This window comes from Erythrobacter sp. KY5, from assembly GCF_003264115.1.
Taxonomy (GTDB): domain Bacteria; phylum Pseudomonadota; class Alphaproteobacteria; order Sphingomonadales; family Sphingomonadaceae; genus Erythrobacter.
On sequence record NZ_CP021912.1, the window covers coordinates 3,076,846 to 3,097,890 of the forward strand.

At 60.4% G+C, this 21,045-nt stretch carries 21 protein-coding genes and 1 tRNA gene; 12 read left to right on the plus strand and 10 right to left on the minus strand.

All coding sequences use genetic code 11. The features are described from left to right. Positions 1 to 92: 92 nt before the first annotated feature. A tRNA-Ser gene (locus CD351_RS14470) sits at positions 93 to 183 on the minus strand. Between the two features lie 336 nt (positions 184 to 519). On the opposite strand from CD351_RS14470, the gene CD351_RS14475 reads away from it, so the two are divergent. Together CD351_RS14475 and CD351_RS14480 are read left to right on the plus strand one after the other, a co-directional pair. After that, the gene (locus CD351_RS14475) at positions 520 to 1,539 is read left to right on the plus strand and encodes a peptidylprolyl isomerase (RefSeq protein WP_111993781.1); all 1,020 of its coding nucleotides are present in this window, start codon (positions 520 to 522) and stop codon (positions 1,537 to 1,539) included. Further along, a complete protein-coding gene (locus tag CD351_RS14480) occupies positions 1,536 to 1,853 on the plus strand; it encodes a DUF1905 domain-containing protein (RefSeq protein WP_111993292.1) in 318 nt (105 codons plus the stop codon). Before CD351_RS14475 ends, CD351_RS14480 begins: the two co-directional genes overlap by 4 nt. A gap of 1 nt (position 1,854) precedes the next feature. On the opposite strand, the gene CD351_RS14485 is transcribed toward CD351_RS14480, so the two are convergent. The 3 genes from CD351_RS14485 to CD351_RS14495 all read right to left on the minus strand — a co-directional run bounded on the left by CD351_RS14485 (position 1,855) and on the right by CD351_RS14495 (position 6,224). Further along, complete coding sequence (locus CD351_RS14485) at positions 1,855 to 3,654, minus strand: methyl-accepting chemotaxis protein (protein ID WP_111993293.1); 1,800 nt, start codon at positions 3,652 to 3,654, stop codon at positions 1,855 to 1,857. 114 nt (positions 3,655 to 3,768) lie between these two features. After that, entirely contained in the window at positions 3,769 to 4,134 is a 366-nt protein-coding gene (locus CD351_RS14490; RefSeq protein ID WP_111993294.1) for a VOC family protein, read from the minus strand. After that, on the minus strand, positions 4,134 to 6,224 hold the full coding sequence (locus CD351_RS14495; protein ID WP_111993295.1) for a bifunctional (p)ppGpp synthetase/guanosine-3',5'-bis(diphosphate) 3'-pyrophosphohydrolase: 2,091 nt from the start codon (positions 6,222 to 6,224) through the stop codon (positions 4,134 to 4,136). The genes CD351_RS14490 and CD351_RS14495 overlap by 1 nt, the downstream gene beginning before the upstream one ends. Positions 6,225 to 6,354: 130 nt before the next feature. On the opposite strand from CD351_RS14495, the gene CD351_RS14500 reads away from it, so the two are divergent. Then, complete coding sequence (locus CD351_RS14500; RefSeq protein ID WP_162627758.1) at positions 6,355 to 8,193, plus strand: ATP-binding protein; 1,839 nt, start codon at positions 6,355 to 6,357, stop codon at positions 8,191 to 8,193. Positions 8,194 to 8,199: 6 nt separating this feature from the next. Here CD351_RS14500 and hemF read toward each other — a convergent pair whose 3' ends face one another. Next, positions 8,200 to 9,057, minus strand: a complete 858-nt coding sequence (gene hemF, locus CD351_RS14505) for an oxygen-dependent coproporphyrinogen oxidase (RefSeq protein ID WP_111993782.1) — start codon at positions 9,055 to 9,057, stop codon at positions 8,200 to 8,202. A gap of 106 nt (positions 9,058 to 9,163) precedes the next feature. Between hemF and pdeM the strand changes: the two genes are divergently transcribed. Both pdeM and infC read left to right on the plus strand, forming a co-directional pair. Continuing rightward, entirely contained in the window at positions 9,164 to 9,886 is a 723-nt protein-coding gene (pdeM, locus tag CD351_RS14510; RefSeq protein ID WP_111993783.1) for a ligase-associated DNA damage response endonuclease PdeM, read from the plus strand. Positions 9,887 to 9,985: 99 nt separating this feature from the next. After that, complete coding sequence (gene infC / locus CD351_RS14515; RefSeq protein ID WP_111993297.1) at positions 9,986 to 10,504, plus strand: translation initiation factor IF-3; 519 nt, start codon at positions 9,986 to 9,988, stop codon at positions 10,502 to 10,504. Between the two features lie 3 nt (positions 10,505 to 10,507). Here infC and CD351_RS14520 read toward each other — a convergent pair whose 3' ends face one another. After that, positions 10,508 to 11,113 carry a GNAT family N-acetyltransferase gene (locus CD351_RS14520; RefSeq protein WP_162627759.1) on the minus strand — a complete coding sequence of 202 codons (606 nt, stop codon included), beginning with the start codon at positions 11,111 to 11,113 and terminating at the stop codon, positions 10,508 to 10,510. After that, positions 11,110 to 11,499 carry a hypothetical protein gene (locus CD351_RS15795; protein ID WP_162627760.1) on the minus strand — a complete coding sequence of 130 codons (390 nt, stop codon included), beginning with the start codon at positions 11,497 to 11,499 and terminating at the stop codon, positions 11,110 to 11,112. The genes CD351_RS14520 and CD351_RS15795 overlap by 4 nt, the downstream gene beginning before the upstream one ends. Positions 11,500 to 11,883: 384 nt before the next feature. Here CD351_RS15795 and CD351_RS14525 point away from each other — a divergent pair, with 384 nt between their 5' ends. From CD351_RS14525 to CD351_RS14550, 6 genes are all read left to right on the plus strand, one after another. Beyond that, on the plus strand, positions 11,884 to 13,008 hold the full coding sequence (locus tag CD351_RS14525; protein ID WP_111993299.1) for a DUF547 domain-containing protein: 1,125 nt from the start codon (positions 11,884 to 11,886) through the stop codon (positions 13,006 to 13,008). A 163-nt stretch (positions 13,009 to 13,171) separates the two neighbouring features. Next, entirely contained in the window at positions 13,172 to 14,398 is a 1,227-nt protein-coding gene (locus CD351_RS14530; protein ID WP_111993300.1) for a DUF547 domain-containing protein, read from the plus strand. Positions 14,399 to 14,410: 12 nt separating this feature from the next. Then, positions 14,411 to 15,565 (plus strand): DUF547 domain-containing protein, encoded by a 1,155-nt coding sequence (locus CD351_RS14535; RefSeq protein WP_111993301.1) that lies wholly within the window; start codon positions 14,411 to 14,413, stop codon positions 15,563 to 15,565. A 111-nt stretch (positions 15,566 to 15,676) separates the two neighbouring features. Then, positions 15,677 to 16,870, plus strand: coding sequence for a DUF547 domain-containing protein (locus tag CD351_RS14540; protein ID WP_111993302.1), 1,194 nt, complete (start codon positions 15,677 to 15,679; stop codon positions 16,868 to 16,870). Positions 16,871 to 17,120: 250 nt separating this feature from the next. Then, positions 17,121 to 18,437, plus strand: coding sequence for a cystathionine gamma-synthase family protein (locus CD351_RS14545; protein ID WP_111993303.1), 1,317 nt, complete (start codon positions 17,121 to 17,123; stop codon positions 18,435 to 18,437). A gap of 42 nt (positions 18,438 to 18,479) precedes the next feature. Then, positions 18,480 to 19,313: an SDR family NAD(P)-dependent oxidoreductase gene (locus tag CD351_RS14550; RefSeq protein ID WP_111993304.1), complete on the plus strand. Its 834-nt coding sequence runs from the start codon at positions 18,480 to 18,482 to the stop codon at positions 19,311 to 19,313. An 83-nt stretch (positions 19,314 to 19,396) separates the two neighbouring features. Here CD351_RS14550 and CD351_RS14555 read toward each other — a convergent pair whose 3' ends face one another. The 3 genes from CD351_RS14555 to CD351_RS14565 all read right to left on the minus strand — a co-directional run bounded on the left by CD351_RS14555 (position 19,397) and on the right by CD351_RS14565 (position 20,685). Continuing rightward, the gene (locus CD351_RS14555) at positions 19,397 to 19,591 is read right to left on the minus strand and encodes a hypothetical protein (RefSeq protein WP_234027153.1); all 195 of its coding nucleotides are present in this window, start codon (positions 19,589 to 19,591) and stop codon (positions 19,397 to 19,399) included. 78 nt (positions 19,592 to 19,669) lie between these two features. Then, positions 19,670 to 19,924, minus strand: a complete 255-nt coding sequence (locus CD351_RS14560) for a cold-shock protein (RefSeq protein ID WP_111993306.1) — start codon at positions 19,922 to 19,924, stop codon at positions 19,670 to 19,672. A gap of 227 nt (positions 19,925 to 20,151) precedes the next feature. After that, on the minus strand, positions 20,152 to 20,685 hold the full coding sequence (locus CD351_RS14565; RefSeq protein ID WP_111993307.1) for a J domain-containing protein: 534 nt from the start codon (positions 20,683 to 20,685) through the stop codon (positions 20,152 to 20,154). Between the two features lie 182 nt (positions 20,686 to 20,867). On the opposite strand from CD351_RS14565, the gene CD351_RS15800 reads away from it, so the two are divergent. Further along, a complete protein-coding gene (locus tag CD351_RS15800) occupies positions 20,868 to 21,020 on the plus strand; it encodes a hypothetical protein (protein ID WP_162627761.1) in 153 nt (50 codons plus the stop codon). Positions 21,021 to 21,045 lie beyond the last annotated feature (25 nt).

Genomic DNA, 21,045 nt, shown 5'->3' on the forward strand with positions numbered 1-21,045 from the left:
GATGCGGGCATTACTGATTAGGCGGTGAAAACACGCCTGTTCTCAGCGAGTTGTGAGGCCCGCTACAACCAGAGACTAGTGCTGGGGATGGGTGGCGGAGCAGGAGGGATTCGAACCCTCGATACGGGGTTACCGTATACACACTTTCCAGGCGTGCGCCTTCGACCACTCGGCCACTGCTCCGCACTTTTTTGGCGCTAACGCTTCGCTGCTTGAGCGCCATTGTCTTCGCGCTACCGCTTCGCTGCTTGAGCGCACTCATTTTCGCGCTACCGCTTCGCTGCTTGAGCTTGGGCATGAACGCGAAGGCGTGCCTCTAGCCACTTGGCGAGCGTATCGCAACCACGCTTGAGCGTTGTTTGTTTGGGTCGCTTCCGATTTGTGGTAAACGAGTCGCATTGGACAGTGCTGCGCGCCATAGCATTCGCTGCGAACACTGTTCGAAGAGCCCCTTTCCGCCCTCGAAAACGCGTGGAAAGGGGTTTTCTTTTAAGCGCGCCCGATGGCAAGAAGCTTCCCATGAAAAAACACCTGCTCACGCTTACCGCAATCGCCGCGCTCACCTCGCCCGCTCTGGCACAAGATGCGCCTGAGGGTGCGCCCTCGCCTAACGAGATCGTCAACGCAGCCGCGCCAGAGGAATGGGTGGCGATCGAGGCGGAAGATTTGCTGGTCATGACGCTTGCCCCTGATGCAGGGGGCAATGCGCGCGAGGTGGTGATCCAGCTTATGCCCGCGCCTTTCTCGCAAGGGTGGGTCGAGAACATCCGCACCCTCGCCCGATCGCGGTGGTATGACGGGACTTTAGTCAACCGCGTGCAGGACAATTACGTCGTCCAGTGGGGCGATCCGGGATACGACAATCCCGAAAGCGGAGAGACCGAGGCGAAGCCGCTGCCCGAGGGGCTGCAGGTGATGGCGCAGGAAGATTACACGGCGCGCGTGCCGGTCGAGCTCATTTCACCGGACATCGCGGCCAATTTCAATCCGATTGTCAGGAGCGGGTGGCAGGCTCCCATTTTGCGGGACGCTTATGCCAGTTCCGCCACATTCGAGAGCGGCTGGCCCTTCGCCCTTCTTCAATATCCTGACAAGTCGGACCGGTGGCCGGTCCACTGCTACGGCATGGTCGGCGTTGGCAGGAACTACTCGCCCGACACCGGCTCCGGCGCCGAACTCTACACCGTGATCGGCCACGCGCCGCGTCACCTCGACCGCAACATTGCGCTGGTCGGCCGGATCATCAGCGGGATGGAGCACCTGTCCTCCCTGCCGCGCGGGTCGGGAACGCTGGGTTTCTACACCGAAGAAGAAGCCGACAAGCGCACGCCTATCCTCTCGGTCCGTATTGCCAGCGAATTGCCTGAAGGCGAGCGCCCGCTCTTCGAATACCTATCGACCGAGGGCGAGACTTTCGCGCGCTATGCAGAGGCACGCGCCAATCGCCGCGATCCGTTCTTCATCGTCCCCGCAGGCGGCGCGGATATCTGCAACGTACCCGTGCCGGTGCGCGCGTACGAGTATGCGGACGGAGAGTGAGCGAGGCGATCACCGCTATCCTGCCCCTGCGCCGATGGCAGGGGGAAAAAGCGGTCTATCATCTCGTCACGTTTTTAGGTGACGAGGCCGAGGCACTTGCCGGTCATGCCCTGATGCAAAGGCTGGAATTTGGGCGATCGCGCGGGTTCGGGTCTATCAAGGTGACGGCGCGCATCGGATCGACCGAATGGAAAAGCTCGGTCTTTCCGCAAGACAAGCAGACCGAGTGGGTGCTGCTCGTCTCGAAAAAGGTCATGCGCGCTGAGGATCTGGCCGCTGGCGACGAATGCGCGGTCAGCGTGACGCCGATCTAGCTCAGACGGCATTGCCCGTTTCGAGATCGCGTGCCGAGCGGCGCACATCTGCGATGAAGCGTCCTGCCTTTGTGCGAAGATCTTCGGCGTGATCACCCAGCGCATTTGCGCTTGCAACCACATCGTCGGCTGCGGTCCCGGTCTCCTCGCTCGCATTGCGCAGCTCGGTTAGCCGCTGGCTGACCTGGCGCGAACCCTCGGCAACGGTATCGATATTGCGGGCCAGTTCCTCGCCCGAAACCGATTGCTGATCGACAGCGCTCGCGATCATGACGGCAGCCTTTTCGAGTTCGCTGATCTGATCGACAATCGAGCTTAGATCGCCCGCGCTTGAGCGAGTGGAGTCCTGCATCGTCTGAATTTTCTCGGCAACCGAACTCGTCGCGTTGGAGGTTTGCATGGCAAGCTCTTTCACCTCGCTCGCAACCACCGCGAAGCCGCGACCTGCCTCACCGCCGCGCGCCGCCTCGATCGAAGCGTTGAGCGCAAGCAGGTTCGTGCGCTGTGCGATGGTCTGGATCAGGCCGGCAATCTCGCCGATCTCTTCGCCCGCTTTCGCAAGGTCGTTCATGCGGGTGTTGGCGCTCGCGACAAGAGTGGTCGCATCGCGCGCCAGCGTGGCCGATGCCGAGGCCTGTCGGCTGATCTCGCTGATCGAAAGCGCAAACTCGTCGGTTGCAGCGGCAGCCGCCGTGACGTTCGCGGTCGCCTTTTCCATAGCCTGGCTAGCGCTGTCGGCCTGATTGTTCGATCCGTCTGCGAGGCTCACCATCTGTTTCGAAGTCGCCTTGAGCTGCTCCGAGGCAGCCGAAACCGCCGTGATCAATTCGCCAACGGAAACCTCGAACCCATCTGCGAGCCCTTCAAGCAGCTGGCTTTTTTCATGTCGCAGCTTGAGCATCTGCTCGCTGATGTCCTGTTGCTGAACCAGTTGTTCCTCAACTTCGCGGGTTCGGGCATCGGTCATTTCGCGCAAGGTTTGCGCGCTGTTGCGAAAAACCTCGAGCGCGCGGGCCATCGCGCCGATCTCGTCCCCGCGTTCCCGGCCGGGAATGACCGTATCGGACGACCCTTGAGATATCTCCTGCATGGCATGGGTCATCTCGGTGATCTTGTCCGACACATGGTTGGCGATCTTGCGAGAAACGACATAGGAGGCAAAGGTCAGCGCGATAAAGGCTGCAAGCAGGATCACGAGCGAGCGGGCGATGGCGTTGAATACCGGTTCGGCTGCAGCGATCGAACGTTCGTTCAGTCCTTCGGTCGCGGTCCGAAGCGTTGCGTTGATCTCGCCAATACGGGCAGCGATTGCCCGTGCCTCTTCGCCGTTGGGCGCGGTGCCTGATGCTCTTTGTGCAACGCGCTCCACATCGCGCTGGGCCGACGTGAATGCCTCGGCCAGATCGCTTTCCAGTCGATTTGCATCGACACCCTGGGCGCCGATAAGGAAAGTTGATGCATCGTCCAGCGACCTGCGCGATGCGGCGAGGTCCGTCTGGTTGCCGCCTTGTGCGAACGCAATCATTTGATCGCGCGCCCGATAAAGCTCTCCCGAGGCATTTGCGCTGCTGGCATCCGCAGTGCTGAGCGCCCGCAGGTTCTCACCGGCCTGACTGAAATAGGTCATCGTCCCCAGGATCGCGCCAGCGAGCACGAAGGTGACAAGCGTGCTGGCAAACACCACCGCCTTGAGCTTCACTGCCAAAGACAGGCGTTCGTGCCAGGCGAGGCCAATCTGGTCGCTCTCGCGCGCGACGACATTATCTAAATCGGCAGCAGGTACGAAACCTGCGGACTGCATGTTCACTCCAGTTCCCCCTCGTTCAAACCAGGAAGTTTGATTGAGGAGCCTAAAGCCATGCTCCCTAAGATTGCGTAAACCCGGATTTAACCATGCGCGCAGCGGCGATTGGTTTCAGCGCCCGGTTCGCTTCATGATCTCGATACGGTTGCCGAACGGGTCGGTCGTGAAGAAGCGGCGGTAACCTTTGACCGGCTTGTCCTGCCTGGTTTCATATCCGGCATCGCGAAGCTTGCTCTCAAGCGTATCGAGATCGTCGACAAGAAACGCGGGGTGCGCCTTGCTGGCCGGTCGAAAATCAGGGTCTACGCCAATATGCAGGCTCACCGTCCCGCCATCGAACCAGCATCCTTGTGGTGACAGGTTGGAAGGCTTGGGTACTTCCTGCATTCCGAGCAGGCCGACAAAGAATAATCTCGCCTCGTCCTCGCCGCCTTCGGGAATTGCGATTTGCACGTGATCAAGACCGATGACGCCCATCAGATACGGTCAGCCTGCGCAACCGCATCGCTGGCGCGCAGCGCGCTGAGAATGCGGGTGAGGTGAGCGAGATCGTTGACCTCGGCGTCGATTTCGTAAGTCGTGAAAGGATGATCGAGCTGGGTTTGGATCAGGCTTTTCACGTTGATCTTGTTCTGTGCGAAGACACCGGCCATTTCGGCCAGTGTTCCGGGCCGGTCATAGATCGTGACCGTCAGACGCCCGATTGCGCCATGGGATCGTCTTCCCCAATTGAGATCGAGCCAGTCGGTGTCGACCCCGCTTGCCAGTTCGAGACAGTCGATCGTGTGCACCGCAACGCGCTCTCCCTTGCGCCTGAGGCCGACGATCCGGTCACCCGGCAGCGGGTGGCAGCATTCGGACAGCTCGAAAGCCACGCCCGGCGTCAGGCCACGGATCGAGATCTGGCGTTCGTGTTTCGACCATTCCTCGTCCTCTTCGAATTCCGCAGTGCAGCCCGGCACGAGTGCTTCCATCACCTCGCGGTCGGAGATTTTGCCTGCGCCCACGGCGAACATCAGATCGTCGGGCTCATCCATTCCGAGCCGTTCCACCGCCTTGCGGATCGCCTTCTTGCCGATGCGCGCAGGCACGCGTGCGGCGATCGCGTCGAACAGTTTTGAGCCGATCTCTGCGATCTCGTCGCGCTCTTTCAATCGCACTGCGCGCCGGATCGCGGCACGCGCCTTGCCTGTGACGACAAAGCCAAGCCACGACAATTGCGGCTCCGCGCCCGCGCCCTTGACGATTTCCACCACATCGCCGTTGGTCAATTGAGTGCGCAGCGGCATGTGCCGCCCGTTGATCTTGGCGCCCACTGTCGCAAGTCCAAGGTCGGTGTGGACTGCAAAGGCAAAATCGACCGCAGTCGACCCCTTGGGCAACTGGAACAAGGCGCCTTTGGGCGTGAAGGCAAAGATGCGATCTTGGTAGATCGCCAGCCGCGCATGTTCGAGCAATTCTTCGGCATCGTGGCTCGCATCGACGATCTCGATCAGGTCGCGCAGCCAGCCGACCTGTCCATCGGCAGTGTCGTGTTGCTTGTAAGCCCAGTGCGCAGCGAGGCCGAATTCGTTCCTCTGATGCATTTCGCGCGTGCGGATCTGGACTTCGACGCGCATCGAGTTTTCATACATCAACGAGGTGTGAAGCGAGCGGTAGCCATTGTTCTTGGGCGTCGAAATGTAGTCCTTGAACTTGCCCGGCAGGAATTGCCACGTCGTGTGCAGCACGCCCATCGCGCGGTAACAGTCGGCGATGTCATCGGTCACCACGCGGAAGGCCATGATGTCGGTGACCTGCTCGAACGAGACGTGCCGCTCGCTCATCTTGGTCCAGATCGAATAGGGGTGCTTCTCGCGGCCCGACACTTCGACCTGAAGCCCCGCTTCGGCAAGCGCCTGCTTGATCTTCAAGGCGATCGCATCGACCTGTCCGCCATCCTTGCCGCGCAGTTCTTCGAGCCGGTTCGTGATGGTCGTGAAGGCTTCGGGTTCAAGCTCCTTGAAGGCGAGCGCCTGCATCTCGCGCATGTATTCATACATGCCCACCCGCTCTGCCAGCGGAGCGTAGATATCCATCGTCTCGCGCGCGATGCGCTGCCGCTTTTCCGGCTTCTTGATGAACTGAAGCGTGCGCATGTTGTGGAGCCGGTCTGCCAGTTTCACCAGCAGCACGCGGATATCTTCCGACATGGCGAGCAGGAATTTGCGCAGGTTCTCCGCCGCGCGTTCGTTCTCCGGCATCGCCTCGATCTTGGACAGCTTGGTCACGCCATCCACGAGCCGCGCGACTTCGGGACCGAAATTCTCCTCGATATCGTCAATCGTGGCGAGCGTATCCTCGACCGTATCGTGAAGCAGCGCGGTCATGATCGTTTCCTGATCGAGCTGCAGGTCGGTCATCAGCCCTGCAACTTCGATCGGGTGCGAGAAATAGGGATCGCCGCTCGCGCGCTTTTGGCTGCCGTGCTTTTGCACGGTGTAGACATAGGCGCGATTGAGCGCGGCCTCGTCGGCATCGGGGTCGTAATCCTTGACCCTTTCAACAAGTTCGTACTGGCGCAGCATTGATGTAGATATGTGCTGCGCTGCGGCATCGGGCAAGCGCAAAGCTTGCAAGCGGCAAAGCTTTTGATCGGTATTCGCCCCTATGCGACCGGGCACGCTATCTTCGTCATGCCCGCGCTAGCCCTTGCCAGTGACCCATATCCGCTCTTCCGCCTTCGTAAGATGGCTTTATATCGCCAGCCTGGCATGTCTGGTCGCGTGCGCCGGCGCTGTCGCTGCCATCGTTCTTGGCCTCGTCCAGACAGGGTCCAATGACGAGTTCGGGATCGCCGCCATAATCTGCCTGCTGGCCGCGGTGGTGTTGCGCGAAGCGGTTTCTCGCCATCGCGCGAAATTCAGGAACGAAGACCTGCGATCCAAACTGCGCAGGCTGGAAGAAGCGAACAGACTGCTCGAACTTACCGAGACAACGGCGCGGGTCGGTCATTGGCGGCTCGATCTGGCAACCAACGAAGTTTATTGGTCGCCCGGAACTTTCGCCATTCACGGCGTCGATGGCGGATCGCCGCCACCGCTCGACAAGGCCATCGAACTTTTTCACGAAGATGATCGCGGGATCGTTGAGAACGCCGTTGAGCAGTCGCGCCAGACAGGCGTACCGTTTGAGTTTCGCGCGCGCCTGATCCGGGCGGATGGCTGCGTGCGTCACGCCCAGAGCACCGCGCTGGTCGAATTTGACGACGACGGAGCGCCGGTGGCCTTGTTCGGAGTATTCTGCGACCGGACCGAAGAAGAGGAAATGCAGACCAACTTGCGCAAGGCGCGCAACGAAGCGAACGCCATGGCCGAGGCCAAGAGCTCTTTCCTGGCAAGGATGAGCCACGAGATCCGCACCCCCATGAACGGCGTCATGGGCTTTGCCGATCTGTTGTCGCGCAGTGAGCTATCGCACGATCAGGCGCGGCATGTCGAATTAATCACGGAGTCCGGCAAGGCTCTCCAGACACTTTTGAACGATATCCTCGACCTCTCGAAAATCGAGTCCGGTGAATTCAGGATCAAAGAAGAGCCGGTCAACGTCTCTCATCTGGTCAAGCGCACGGTCCAGCTGTTCGAGCCGCTCGCCCGAGAAAAGGTCATCGGGCTATCTTTCGAGGTTTCCGATACGCTGCCGCAATTCGCGATGCTCGACGCATTGCGGCTGAGGCAAGTGCTCAGCAACCTGTTGGCAAACGCGATCCGGTTCACCGATCGCGGAGGTGTCAGGGTCATCGTTGCGCCATCGCCCTTGGGCATCGACTTTACTGTGAAAGACACAGGGACCGGCATTCCGGAATCGATGGTCGAGGCGATTTTCGATCCCTTTCTACAGGCCGATGGTGGCAAGAACAGCCCACGAGGCGGGACCGGTCTGGGTCTCGCGATCAGCCGCCAGCTTGCAGAATTGATGGGGGGTGATCTGCGCGTCGAAAGCACCGAAGGGCTTGGCTCTGCCTTCACGCTGGGGCTGCCGCTTGTGCCCGCGACCGCTATCGAGAAATCACCGCAGCCCGCCCTTGCCCGCATCGAGGAAAATCCGTGCGCAGGTTGCCAGTGCCGCATCCTGCTTGCCGAAGATTTCGACATAAATCAGGAATTGATCCGCGAAATGGGCAAACAGCTGGGTCTTGATTTCGACTTGGTAGAAGATGGCAAGGCAGCGGTTGACGCCGTTATTTCAGCGAGCGCGCGCGGAAAGCCCTATTCGCTGGTGCTGATGGATGTGCAGATGCCGCGCATGGACGGGCTCGAAGCCACCCGCGCGATCCGGGCTGCTGGCTTTGATGCAGAATCGCTGCCGATTATCGCGCTGACCGCCAATGCGTTCGAAGACGATATCGAAGCCTGTCGGCAGGCAGGCATTCAGGAGCACGTCGCCAAACCGCTTGAACTGAACAGGTTGCGCGAGGCCCTGCAGCGCTGGCTCAAGGGGACAGTCACCGCATCAGGCATGCGCCGTCCGTGCGCCGCGCGTAAAGTCAACGAGTAAGAGCGATCAGCTCCACGTCGCGCGAGGCGGCAGGCTCATCAGGATCGCGTCGATATTGCCGCCGGTCTTCAGGCCGAAAATCGTACCCCGGTCATAGACCAGGTTAAATTCGGCATAGCGGCCGCGATATTCGAGCTGCTGCGCAATGTCGGTTTCGTCAAAGTCGCTGTCCATCCGCTTGCGCACAAGCTTTGGATAGATATCGAGAAACGCCTTGCCGACATCCTGTGTGAAGGCAAAATTGCGATCGAAGCTCTGATCGTCTTCGCATTCGAGATGATCGTAGAAAATGCCGCCGACCCCGCGATGCACCTCGCGATGGGGGATGTAGAAATAATCGTCCGCCCAATTCTTGTAGCGTTCGTAATAGGTCGGATTGTGCGCCATGCATGCGGCTCGCATGGTGGCATGAAATTCTTCGGTGTCTTCCTCGTAAGGGATCGGCGGATTGAGATCCGCTCCGCCGCCGAACCATGCAGCCTGCGTGGTGAGGAACCGCGTGTTCATGTGCACCGCTGGCACATGCGGATTGTGCATGTGAGCGACCAGACTGATGCCGGTCGCGGTGAATTCCGGGTTATCGACACTCGCGCCGTTGACCTGGTTTGCGAACTGTTCGGAAAAGCGTCCACGAACGGTCGACACATTCACGCCGACCTTTTCAAACACCTCACCTTTCATCAGGCCCTGCACGCCTCCGCCGGGGTCATCATTGCCCTCTTCCTCGCGGTTCCACGGCGTGTATTGAAAGCTCGCATCAGAGCCAGCCTCGCGCTCGATACTTTCGAAAGCGGCGCAGATCTGGTCCCTCAGGCTTTCAAACCATTCTTTCGCCCGGCTCGTATGGGCTGCCCACTCGCTCATGCTTTTCGATCCCTTCCCGTCTTGGCTCGGCATTGCCCGATGACAGCATGAGTGTCCACCCGCTTTGACACTTGTCAAACGCCTGCAATCGCGCCAGATGGGGCGCATGGTTCCCGTTTCGTTCCCGCGTGATTCTGGCGCTCCACTCCCCTTCGCCGGGGAAGAGCTTGTCCTGACCAGGTCGAACGCGCTTTATTGGCCGCGCGAGCGTGCGTTGCTGGTTGCGGACCTGCACCTTGAAAAGGGAAGCTGGTTTGCCAGCCATGGCCAGATGCTCCCGCCCTATGACAGCCGCGAAACGCTTGAGCGGTTGGCGGACACGGTCAAGACAACGGGCGCGCGCCGGGTCATCACTTTGGGCGACAATTTTCACGACGATGACGGGGTCAGCCGCCTCGATCCTTTCGCGGCCGGTATGCTCGAGACGCTGACGCGCGCACTCGACTGGGTGTGGATCACGGGCAATCACGATGAAAACATGCACCGGTCTTTCGGTGCTCAACTGGCAAACGAGATGGAGATCGGGGGCATCGTCCTGCGTCATGAAGCGCGCATGGGCGAGACGCGGCCCGAGCTTTCGGGTCACTACCACCCCAAGATGCGCGTGCATGTCAGGAACCGGCACATCGCGCGGGCCTGCGGCGTGATAAGCCGATCGCCAAACTCCGGCGACCGTATGATCCTGCCCGCATTCGGCGCCTATACCGGCGGGATGGATGCAGGCTCGCCCGAAATCCTGAAGGCGCTCAGCCCGGCCAACAGGATCGACGCGGTGCTGCCTGCGAAGGGCAAATTAGTCACCTTTCCGCTTTATCGCGCGGCAGCGTAAGACTCATCTGGAGTTTTGCGCCCCGGAGCACTACATAAGGCGCATCAAGACTCAGGCTACAACAGGAGAACACACATAGCCCGTCCACCTCGGCGTTCGATGGCCCCGCCAACTAAAAGCGGCCCTCGCTACGATCAGTTTATCCAGGTTCCCAAGGTCCGCGTCATCGATGACGAAGGCGAGAATCTGGGCGTCATGTACACCCGCGAAGCAGTCGAGCAGGCCCAGGAGAAAGGCCTGAACCTGGTTGAGGTCAGCCCCAACGCTGATCCGCCGGTGTGCAAGTTCCTCGATGTCGGCAAGTACCGCTACGAAGCGCAGAAAAAGGCAAACGCCGCGCGCAAGACGCAGAAGACGCAGGACATCAAGGAAGTCAAAATGCGTCCCAACATCGACACGCATGATTACGACGTGAAGATGAGGAACGTGAACAAGTTCATCGACAATGGCGACAAGGTGAAGGTCACCCTGCGCTTTCGCGGGCGCGAAATGGCTCACCAGCATCTCGGTATGGATCTGCTCAAGCGGGTTCAGGAAGATGTCGAGGAAATCGCCAAGGTCGAAGCATTCCCACGCCTCGAAGGCCGCCAGATGCTGATGGTGCTCGCACCGAAGTAACCTTCAGGGTGCCGGGTGAACCATGGTCCGGTATCTGGGCCCACCATCCGGCACCTGCCATTCCTCAATAATCTCGAAACCCAGCCTCATATAAATCGCGACATTGCTTTGGGTCGCGGTTTCCAGAAGCGTGCCGAAGCCCTGTGAGGCGGCATGTTCGACGCCTTTTCGGATCAATGCCCCTCCCCATCCCTTGCCCTGCGCGTCGGGCGCGACGCCGACGAAGCGCAGATAGACATGCGGTTGCGGATCGGGATGGCGCGCGGCCATGGCTTCGGCCAGCTTGAGCCCGCGCAAAAGGACCGGGCCGAACACCCGCGCCAGCCGCAGGTTGTCGCGAAAGCTTGCCATGATGCTATCCCTGACCACGCCCGGCGGATACCACAAGGACACCGCTTTCGCATCGGGCGAGGCCAGCACTTCTCCATGACGATGCGATTGCTGCACCATCACTTCGAAAAAGGTAGGCAGCGCACGGCGGCGGCGCTCCGCATCGGGCAGCAGCCATGTCAGCGCCGGATCGTCCTGAAACGCGAGCGCCAACGTCTCGGCAATCTGCGCCGCTTTGTCGCCTGGCTCGACAGACAGGACAGGGCGATCTTCTCTCACAGGACCTGCATGGCCATGGGCCGGCTCATCATCGCAAAAGCCAGCGCCGCCGCGATGCCGCCGAGGAAGAGGGTCAACGCGACCGACTTTCGCCAGGCACCCGTCACTAGCAGGATCGCGGTGGCTCCTGCATTCGAAACCAGCCCCATCGTCACCACTCCTGTCGGAAAAACGTCGCGCGAGATCCACGACAGGCCAAAGCAATAGCCGACCAACAGCGCGATGACAGCCCATCCATAAAGCCGGATCAACGGCATCGCCGCTTCAGCACCTTCGATGCGCAAAAGGCGGATCAGCAGCGGCGCGGGCAGCAAAAGCATGGGCAGGCCCACGAAAAGGCCGGTCCCGGCGATCTTGATAAGCAGAATTGCATCGAGATAGGTCATCACTTGCCCCGTCATTCGACCTGAGCACTAATCGCAAGCCACGCCGATTTCCAAACAAAAGCACGCAGCTGCCGGATGGGCGAGCGATGTTGCCGAGCCAACAAAGCGCTGATCTGGAACGACGAACGACAATCGCTTTCGACGAAAAACAGGTATCGTCCGATTGCCGGGAACACACCCGGCGTTCTTCAGGTTATACACTGACACCAGAGGCGCGGACCGGTGCGATGCCCTTTATGCGAACTTTCGGGCACACCCCCACGCACCGGTCCCACTCCTCTGACCAACACCAGATCACTCCCCAGGCCCCGTCCCCCGGCCGACCACCCCGCCAAAGACCCCGTTGAAGAAGGGTCGGCCATTTCAGGAAGGAATACGACGCACATGCCCCGCATTCAGGCTCTTCTGCTGGCAGCATCGGCCCTTGCGATGACCGGCGTTCCGGCGACCGCGCAGGCACAGCCTGCCGCCGACCCCCAGTTCGAAACCTTCGCACCCAAGGGCGCGCCGATCGACCACACGATCGACTATTCGATCTGGGACGAAGCGATGAAGAACCTGGTCGTTTCGATGGGGCCGAGCCTTCGTGAGACCGCGGGCTCTCCGCCGCAGAGCTTTGGCACGCGTCGCCAGTACGGGCACACGTCGCGCTATCGCCTCGAAGGCTCGCGCATCATGTTCAGCTTCCTCGATGCCGACATCCGCGCAAGCTTCGGCGAATATCGCCGCGACCTCGAAAGCGTCGCCGACAAGGTCGATATCCAGTCGCTTTCGCGCAACGAACAGCTCGCATACTGGATCAATCTCCACAACGTCGCGATGATCGAACAGATCGCCGATGCATGGCCCGTGCGCCAGCCGCGTGAGATCGAAATCGGCGGCGTTCCGCTTGACGAAGCCCGCTTCATCACCGTCGAAGGCATCGCGATGAGCCCGCGCGACATTCGCGAAAAGATCGTCTTTGCCAACTGGAGCGATCCCAAGGTCATTTACGGCTTCTGGCGCGGCGAGATCGGTGGTCCTTCGATCCAGCGCGAAGCGTTCAACGCCGACAATGTCGCCCGCCTGCTCGATCGCGGTGCGCGTGACTTCGTGAACTCGCTTCGCGGCACGCAGAAAAGCGGCTCGACCCTTGAGGTGTCGGAACTCTACCGCGAGGCAGCGCCGTTCTTCTTCGACAATTTCGAAGCCGACCTGCGCGCGCATATTGCAACCTACGCTGATGAGGACACAGCCGCGCTGCTCGCCGGCACCACCCGCTTGGAAGCCTCGGTGAGCGAACCCGACATCGCCGACCTTGCAGGTGGCGTGCGTGAGCCGAGCTACCAGAACATCCAGGGCGCCGACGGCAACCAGGCAAGCTTCCGCATTCCGCAGAGCATGCAGCGCCTGCTCGCCCAGCGTGAAGAGAAGTTCCAGCGCATCATCCGCGAGGGCCGCACCGGAACGGTCACCTTCTCGAACATCGACCTGCCCGGCGATCCGGAGGGTGACGGCGAAGTCGAATAAGACAGACCGGAAAGTCTCAGCATCAGAAAAAGGCCGCAGGAACCAGCGTGGTTTCTGCGGCCTTTTCTTACTTAACCGCGAAATATTGTTACATAATTGAAAAGTCGGGGTTTTTGAGGCATGTAATGTCGCATCATTGATTGCAGCAAGGAACCGTTTCCTCATGCCCGGCTTTCGTCTCCCCGCCCTTTCCATCGCCGCGTCGAGCATCGTCGCGCTTTCCGCTATGCCTGCTGCTGCGGAAAGCATGGTCCCACAGGAACGACCTGAAAGCAGCGCAGAAGAGCCCGCATCCTACATCCCTGCATCCACCGAAGGCACGAGGCCCGCTGCTGACGACCGGTTCGCGATCTTCACCCCGACCGACGCTCCGGTTCGCCACCGCATCGACTTCGAGAATTACGATTACATCTTGAAGAACATCGTCATCGCAATGGGGCCGAGCACGCGCCAATTGCCATTCCGCCGGGCAGAAGCGGTGGGCACCCGCATCAGGCAGGGACACAAATCGCCGTACAGGCTTGAGGGCAGCCAAGTCATGTTCCTGTTCATGGAGAATGATGCGAAGGCCGCTTTTACCGACTACCGGCGCGAGCTGGAGGGGATCACCGACACGCTCGACATCGCCAGTCTGCCGCGCAACGAGCAACTGGCTTTCTGGTTTAACTTCCACAACATTGCGATGCTAGAGCAGCTCGCAACCAACTGGCCCACGCGCGAACCGGCAGAGATCGAGATCGATGGTGCGCCGCTCAACGATGCCAAGTGGCTGACCGTGCGCGGCATTCCGATGAGCCTGCGCGACATTCGTGAGAATATCGTCTTCGCCAACTGGAAGAGCCCGAAGGTCATTTACGGTTTCTGGCGCGGTGACATGGGCGGACCCGCCCTCGAGCGCGAGGCCTACACTGCGGCCAATGTGAACTCGCTCCTCGATATTGCGGCGGAAGATTTCGTCAATTCCTTGAGAGGAACCCAGAAGCGCGGCGATAGGCTCGATGTATCGACGCTTTACGACGAAACGCGCGAATACTACTTCCCCGATTTCGAGACCGATGTGCGCGCGCACCTCGCATCTTACGCGCATGAGGAAGTCAGCGAGATCCTTTCCAGGACCAGCACGCTCACCGCCTCGATCAAGGATGGCACGATCGCCGACCTGTCTGGCGGAGCGCGCTTTGCAAACTACCTTTTCAATTCCACGCAAGGCAATCCGCTGTTCTACGACGATGCCCCGTCGAGCCGTGTCCCGATCCCGCTCTGGCTGCATCTCAACGATCGCGAGCGCAAGCTTGAACGCATGGAGCGCCAGGACATCCCGACAGGCCGTGTCATCTTCTCCAATATTGACCTCCCGGGCGATCCGCCGAATAAGAACGCTGTCGAATAAGGACGCGTTTTTATGAATCCAATCCGCGAAGCTGCACTCTTTGGCGCATGCCTGATCGCTTTGACTTGCGCGCCCGTGGCGGCGGCACAAGAAGCTGGCGCCATGTATGCCTCAGGTCAGCCTGAAGAAGCGCGCGCCGATCCCTTTGCCATTTTTGTGCCCACCAACGATCCGATCCGTCACCGGATCGATTACGAGATCTGGGATTTCGCGCTCAAGAATATCGTGATTTCGATGGGGCCTTCCACCCGGTCGCGGCCCTATGCGGAAACTCCGCCGATGGGCACGCGCGTCCGTCAGGGGCACAATTCGCGATACCGGCTCGAAGGCTCGATGGTTTCGTTCTCCAGCTTTCAGACCGAGACCATCGAAAGCTTTGCCGAATATCGCCGCGACCTCGAAAGCGTCGGCGACAAGCTCGACATCTCCTCCCTGCCGCGCAACGAACAACTCGCCTTCTGGATCAACCTCCACAATGTCGCATTGATGGAGAAGATTGCGGCGGAATGGCCCGTGCGCCAGCCACACCGGATCGAGGTGGACGGTGTGCTGCTCGACAGCGCGAAGTTCATCACGGTTGCGGGCGTCCCGATGAGCCTCAAGGACATTCGCGAGCGGATAGTCTTCGCCAACTGGAAGAGCCCGAAAGTCATCTACGGCTTCTGGCGCGGCGAAATCGGTGGGCCGGCGCTTGAGCGCATGGCCTATACCGGCAACAATGTCGGATCGCTTCTGGACCTGGCGGCAGAAGATTTCGTGAACTCGCTGCGCGGCACGCAGAAACGCGGCGACCAACTCGACGTCTCGCGGCTCTACACCGAAGCAGCGCCCTTCTATTTCCCCGATTTCGAGAATGACCTGCGTGCGCATCTGGCCGAATACGCCAATGAGGAAGTCGCGGAAATCCTCGCCGAGACGGGCATGGTGCGCGCCTCCATCGCGGAGCAGGATATCGCCGATCTGTCAGGCGGATCGCGCGGGGCAAACTATCTTAACGGCTCATCCAGTGGCAGCCGCCCCGGCATTCCACCGGGTGCGGCGCTTCTGCTGGTCCAGCGAGAGCGAAAGCTTGAGGTGCTGCGCCGCGAGGAAGTGCCGACAGGCCGCGTGATCTTTTCGAACATAGACTTGCCGGGCGACCCGCCGAACAAGAACGCGGTCGAATAGCTCCACTAGGTCATATGCCTGATGGCCTAGGCTGCTCGCGTTCAGCGCGAGTCCATCAATTAAGGGTAAACTCCTGATTCTCGGACGTATTTTGTCAGGTGGAGGCATTAAATGATCAAGTCCCCGCAACTTCGTTTCGCCGCAGCTTTGACTGCTTCAGCGGGGCTTGTCGCGCCGCTTGCCGCTGAAAGTCCGGCAGCGGTCGCTCCAGCGCAATCTCAGGCAGGCAGCAGCACGGCTAGGGTCGACACGGCGCTTACCCGTTTCGCCCCGCAAGCCGATCGCCGCGAACATCGCATCGACTATGAACACTGGGACGAGGCGCTGGCATGGATGGTCGTTCCAATGGGGCCGTCCGTGCGCCAAGGTGCACCCCGGGTCAATCCGACCACAGGGACCCGGCGGATCTATGGTCACGAATCGCGCTTTCGTCTTGAAGGCAACCGTGTCGCATTCTCGTTCCTCAATGACGAGATACTGACCGGGATAAGTGATTATCGCGCAGCGCTTGAACGCGTGGGGTCCGACCTCGATCTCACCGCGATCCCGCGCAATGAACAGCTGGCCTTCTGGCTGAACCTCCACAACGTTGCCGTCGTAGAGGCGCTGGCGAAAGAATATCCGCTGAGCGAGCTCGATGCCTCGATTGATGACGCCAAGTTGGTGACAGTCGCAGGCGTGTCGCTTTCGCCGCGCGAGATTCGCGAAGGCATCGTGTATCCAAACTGGCGCGATCCGAAAGTCATCTACGGCTTCTGGCGCGGAGCGATCGGCGGTCCCTCGATCCAGCGGATCGCCTTTACCGGCGACAATGTGGACGCCCTGCTTTCGCTGTCAGCCGAGGAATTCGTGAATTCGCTGCGCGGTGTCGAACGCTGGGGCGGTGCGCTGCGGGTCAGCCCGATCTATCAGGAGGCGGAGCCGTTCTATTTCAGCGAGAATGACAGCCTGCGCGCGCACCTGTCGCAATATGGGCGCGAGGACGTGCGAGAGCTGGTCTCTGAGACGCAACAGGTCGCTTACACGGATCTGGAAACCGATATTGCCGACCTGTCTCGCGGTGAGAAAGAGATGGTCTACTCACCGCTGCAGATCATCCAGTGCCGCGGGGCCTGCGATCCGAACACGATTGGGGTGTCTGCCGCCATTTCGGTCCGCAATCGCCCACATCTCGCGATCCAGCGTCTCATGATTGAGCGTCAGTACAAGCTGGAACGGGCCGCGAAGCGGGGCATTCGCACCGGCATGGTAATCTATGGCAATGGCGAATATTCCGAAGGCGAAGCGCCGCCTGAAGTCGAATAGGCCTCGACAAGAACCCTGCGCCCCCGCGCGATGTGACACGCATGGCAAAGGGGCGCTGGTTTTGCCCACATCATACTAGACAATGCGACCTTCAAACCGGTTGCAAGCGCAACCAGTGCGCGATAATTCCTGAGCCAACAGGCGAAGGGGAGAGGCGCTTCTGCGGAGGTTAGAAGCGGGCGCCCCGTTCGTCCTGCCAATCGGCTCCTGCCTTCCTGGGAGCGTTATTCAGGAAGGACGACGCGTTCCCATGACCGACGCCATTGACGCAACCGACACCCCCACTCCGCGCCGCAAGCCCAAGCCCGAGCGCACCGAGATCGCGGGCCGCCCGCTCAAACCCTCCACGCTGATGATGGGCCACGGCTATGATCCCGAGCTTTCCGAAGGCTCGCTCAAGGCTCCGATCTTTCTCACCTCCACCTTTGCTTTCCCAAGCGCGGCGGATGGCAAGCGTCACTTCGAAGGCATCACGGGAAAGCGGCCGGGCGGAGCGGAAGGGCTTGTCTATTCGCGCTTTAACGGCCCGAACCAGGAAATCCTCGAAGACCGGCTCGCGATCTGGGACGGCGCGGAGGATGCGCTGACCTTCTCCAGCGGGATGACCGCGATCTGCATCCTGATGATGGCATATGTGAGCCAGGGCGACGTGATCGTCCATTCCGGCCCGCTTTATGCCGCATCCGAGGGTTTCGTCGCGAAAGTGCTCTCCAAGTTCGGCGTCACCTATATCGACTTTCCAGCAGGGGCGGGCCGCGAAGAGCTGGACGAGGTGCTTGAGCGCGCCAAGAAGCAGGCGAGTGAAAACGGGGGCAAGGTTGCGATGATCTACCTTGAAAGCCCGGGCAACCCTACCAATGCGCTGGTCGATATCGAGGCGGTAAAGGCCGCGCGCGATGCTTCGCTCGACTGGTCGTGCCCGATCGCGATCGACAATACGTTCCTCGGGCCGCTGTGGCAGCGCCCGCTGGACCATGGCGCAGACATCGTCGCCTATTCGCTGACCAAGTATGTGGGCGGGCATTCCGATCTGGTCGCGGGCTCTATTGCCGGCGCGCAGAAGTGGATGGACCCGGTGCGCGCGCTGCGCAACACGATGGGCGGCATCGTCGATCCCAACACCGCGTGGATGCTGCTGCGAAGCCTTGAAACGGTCGAATTGCGCATGCAGCGCGCCGGCGAAAACGCGGCCAAGGTCTGCGCTTTCCTCAAGCAACATCCGAAGGTCGAGGGGCTCGGCTATCTCGGCATGATCGAGGATAAGCGCCAGCAGGACATCTATGACCGCCATTGCCTCGGCGCTGGTTCGACCTTCAGCGTTTTCCTGAAAGGCGGCGAGGCCGAATGCTTCCGCTTCCTCGATAGCCTCACCATTGCCAAGCTCGCGGTCAGCCTCGGCGGGACAGAGACGCTGGCGAGCCATCCCGCTTCGATGACCCACCTGTCGGTTCCACATGCGCGGCGCCAGATGCTCGGCATTTCGGACAGTCTGGTGCGCATCAGCATCGGGATCGAGGATGCAGACGACCTTATCGCCGACTTCGAACAGGCGCTGGACTGCGTCTGATCTTTCGGCCTAACTCTCGCCGCACAAAGCGAGAGGAATGCCATGACCGACGAGAGAAAGCCCGTATGTCTGGTGCTGGGGGCAGGCGCTGGAATTGGCGGCAACACGGCAATACGCTTTGCCAAGGGCGGATATCACATCGTCCTTGCGCGCCGATCTGATGGGGACGGGCTGGCAAAGCTCGTCTCCGAGATCGAAGCGCAGGGCGGCTCGGCCACCGGCACGCTTATCAACGCGGTCGAGGATGGCACGATCGAGCAATTGGTCGAGACGACCGAGCGCGATATCGGCCCGATCGCGGTTTGCCTGTTCAATCTCGGGGCGCAAATCGGCAATCGCGCGTTCTTCGATACCTCGCACAAGGCGTTCGAGCTTGGCTGGCGGATGACGAGCTATGCGCTGTTTCGTCTGGGACAGGCGATGCTTCCCGCGATGGTTGAGAGAGGCAGCGGCGTGCTGCTTGTCACGTCCGCGACCTCCGCCATGCGCGGCAATGCGGGCCAGCACAGCCACGCGGCGGCTATCGGCGGACGGCGCATGCTGTGCCAGTCACTCAACGCCGAATTCGCTCCTCAGGGCATCCATGTCGCGCATGTCGTGGTCGATGCGCCTGTCGATGCGCCGGACACGCTGGGCCGGCTGCTTGGCGACAAATATGAGGCGTTCAAGGCGTCGAAGGGAGAAGACGGGATTGTCGACCCCGCCGCTCTCGCGGAGACGTACTGGCATATCGCCCACCAACCACGCAGCTGCTGGAGCTTCGAGGTCGACGTGCGGCCCTGGACCGATGTGCCGTGGTGGAACGACAATCCGCCAGCCGCGATCACCACAAGCCCGCGCGATGGCAAGACCGCTTTTGGAGGCGAAAAGGACTAAGCTTCGATCAGGATTGCTCGTAGGCCTGCATTTTTCAGGTTGCGCCAGACTGCCCAGAGGCAGCGGCAGAAAACGCGTTCCTTCTATCGACCTGTTGAGACAGGAGAACCGCCCTCGCCAGGCCATCCCATATTGGACAGCCCGTTCTCAAATCGCCAGTCGGCCACCCTCTTCGCACGCGCTTCCATCAGCTCGATTGCGAGACTGCGCTCATGCAGCCAGCCAGAACGGTCGACCTTCATGGCGGCAAGCTGTTGATCGAAAAGAAACTGGTTCATCGGCATCTCGGTGCACCCTTGCAAGAGAGAAGGAAGCGTGAGCCGGGAGGATGATTGCCCCCCGGCCCTGCGTTGTTGTCAGCCCTGCTGTTTGCTGGCCTGATCCTTCTGGTTCTGGCCGTCGCCCTGCTGGTGTTGCAGGTTCACGGCGGACTTCTTCCCGCCATCGACTTCCTTCGTTTCGTAGCTGTAACGCTGATCGACCTTCGGGACCTGACCTTCCTGTTGAAGGTCGGCCTTCTTGAACCTGAGCACGTCGCCGCCATTCTCTGCGGTGATCGAGCCTGCGCCCATGCTACTGTCGTAGCTCTTGATTTTGCCAAAGTGTGCCATGTGTCATTCCTTCATACGAGTTTGCAGCGCGCCAGAATTGACCCGGCTGCGACTATGAGGCGGAACTGAAGGAAAGGGCTTTCGAAGTAGAAAGCGATCACCGTCGATTACGACTGGTAGCTGATTATTAGATGGCCATGCCGGGCCATGAATACAACAGCCGCCATCGCTTTATATATTTGTGTGATTGAAGTCTGCGGCAAACGCTGGATTTCGGCTAGTGCAGGCTAACCTTTCCATTCCCGCCGTTCTTCGGCAGCGCGCAGGACTTCGTAGGCGACCTGGAGTTTCTGGAACTCGGCTGCCGCCTCTTCGTCGCCCGGTTTTACATCGGGGTGCACGACTTTCGCCTTGGTGCGATACGCCTTCTTGATAGCCGCAAAATCGGCGTCGGCTTCAAGCTCCAGCACGTCGAGCGCGCGCATCTCATCTGCCGAGCGCGACCCATCGCCTGATCCGGTCCAGCCGTAATGCGAAGCCTCGGCATATCCGGCACTTTCGGCGCGTTCGGCCTTTGCGCGTTCTTCTTTCTGCTCTTTGTCGAGACCCTCGAAATAGTCCCAGCCCTTGTTGTATTCGGCGGCGTGTTGCTGACAGAAATACCAGCGATCCGGGCTGTTGGGTGATTTGGGCGCAGGGCAATTGCCCGGCTCATCGCAACCGTGACGGTCGCAGATGCGCACATTGGTCGTCTCGCGCGAAGAGCCGTAGCCACGCCAGCGCGGAAAACCCCAGTCGTTGGAACGCCGTGCCTTAGGCATGGCAGTGCGCAGTGGGGCTGTGGCCGGCGGGGCTGATGCAGTTGGTCGGATAAATCACGCGCCTAACCTAGGGTCGGTGGCGCGGATTGGAAAGGTGTGGAACCAGTTGCGATGTGAAATGTTGCATTGCAACTAATACTTCACACTTTCGTCGCATTGCGCGGCAGCACGATCAGGACCTGATGAGCCAACAATTGACCATATCCAGTCTGTTTTCAGCGCTCGCGCTGGTCTGCCTCGCGCTAGTCGCGCGGGTCGGAGCGGACCGTGACGTGCAGATCGGCACTACAGGCCCCGTCGCTCAGGTCATTTCAAGCAGCAACGGCGCGAAGTAGACGCTCCAGCGCACAAGCGAACGCC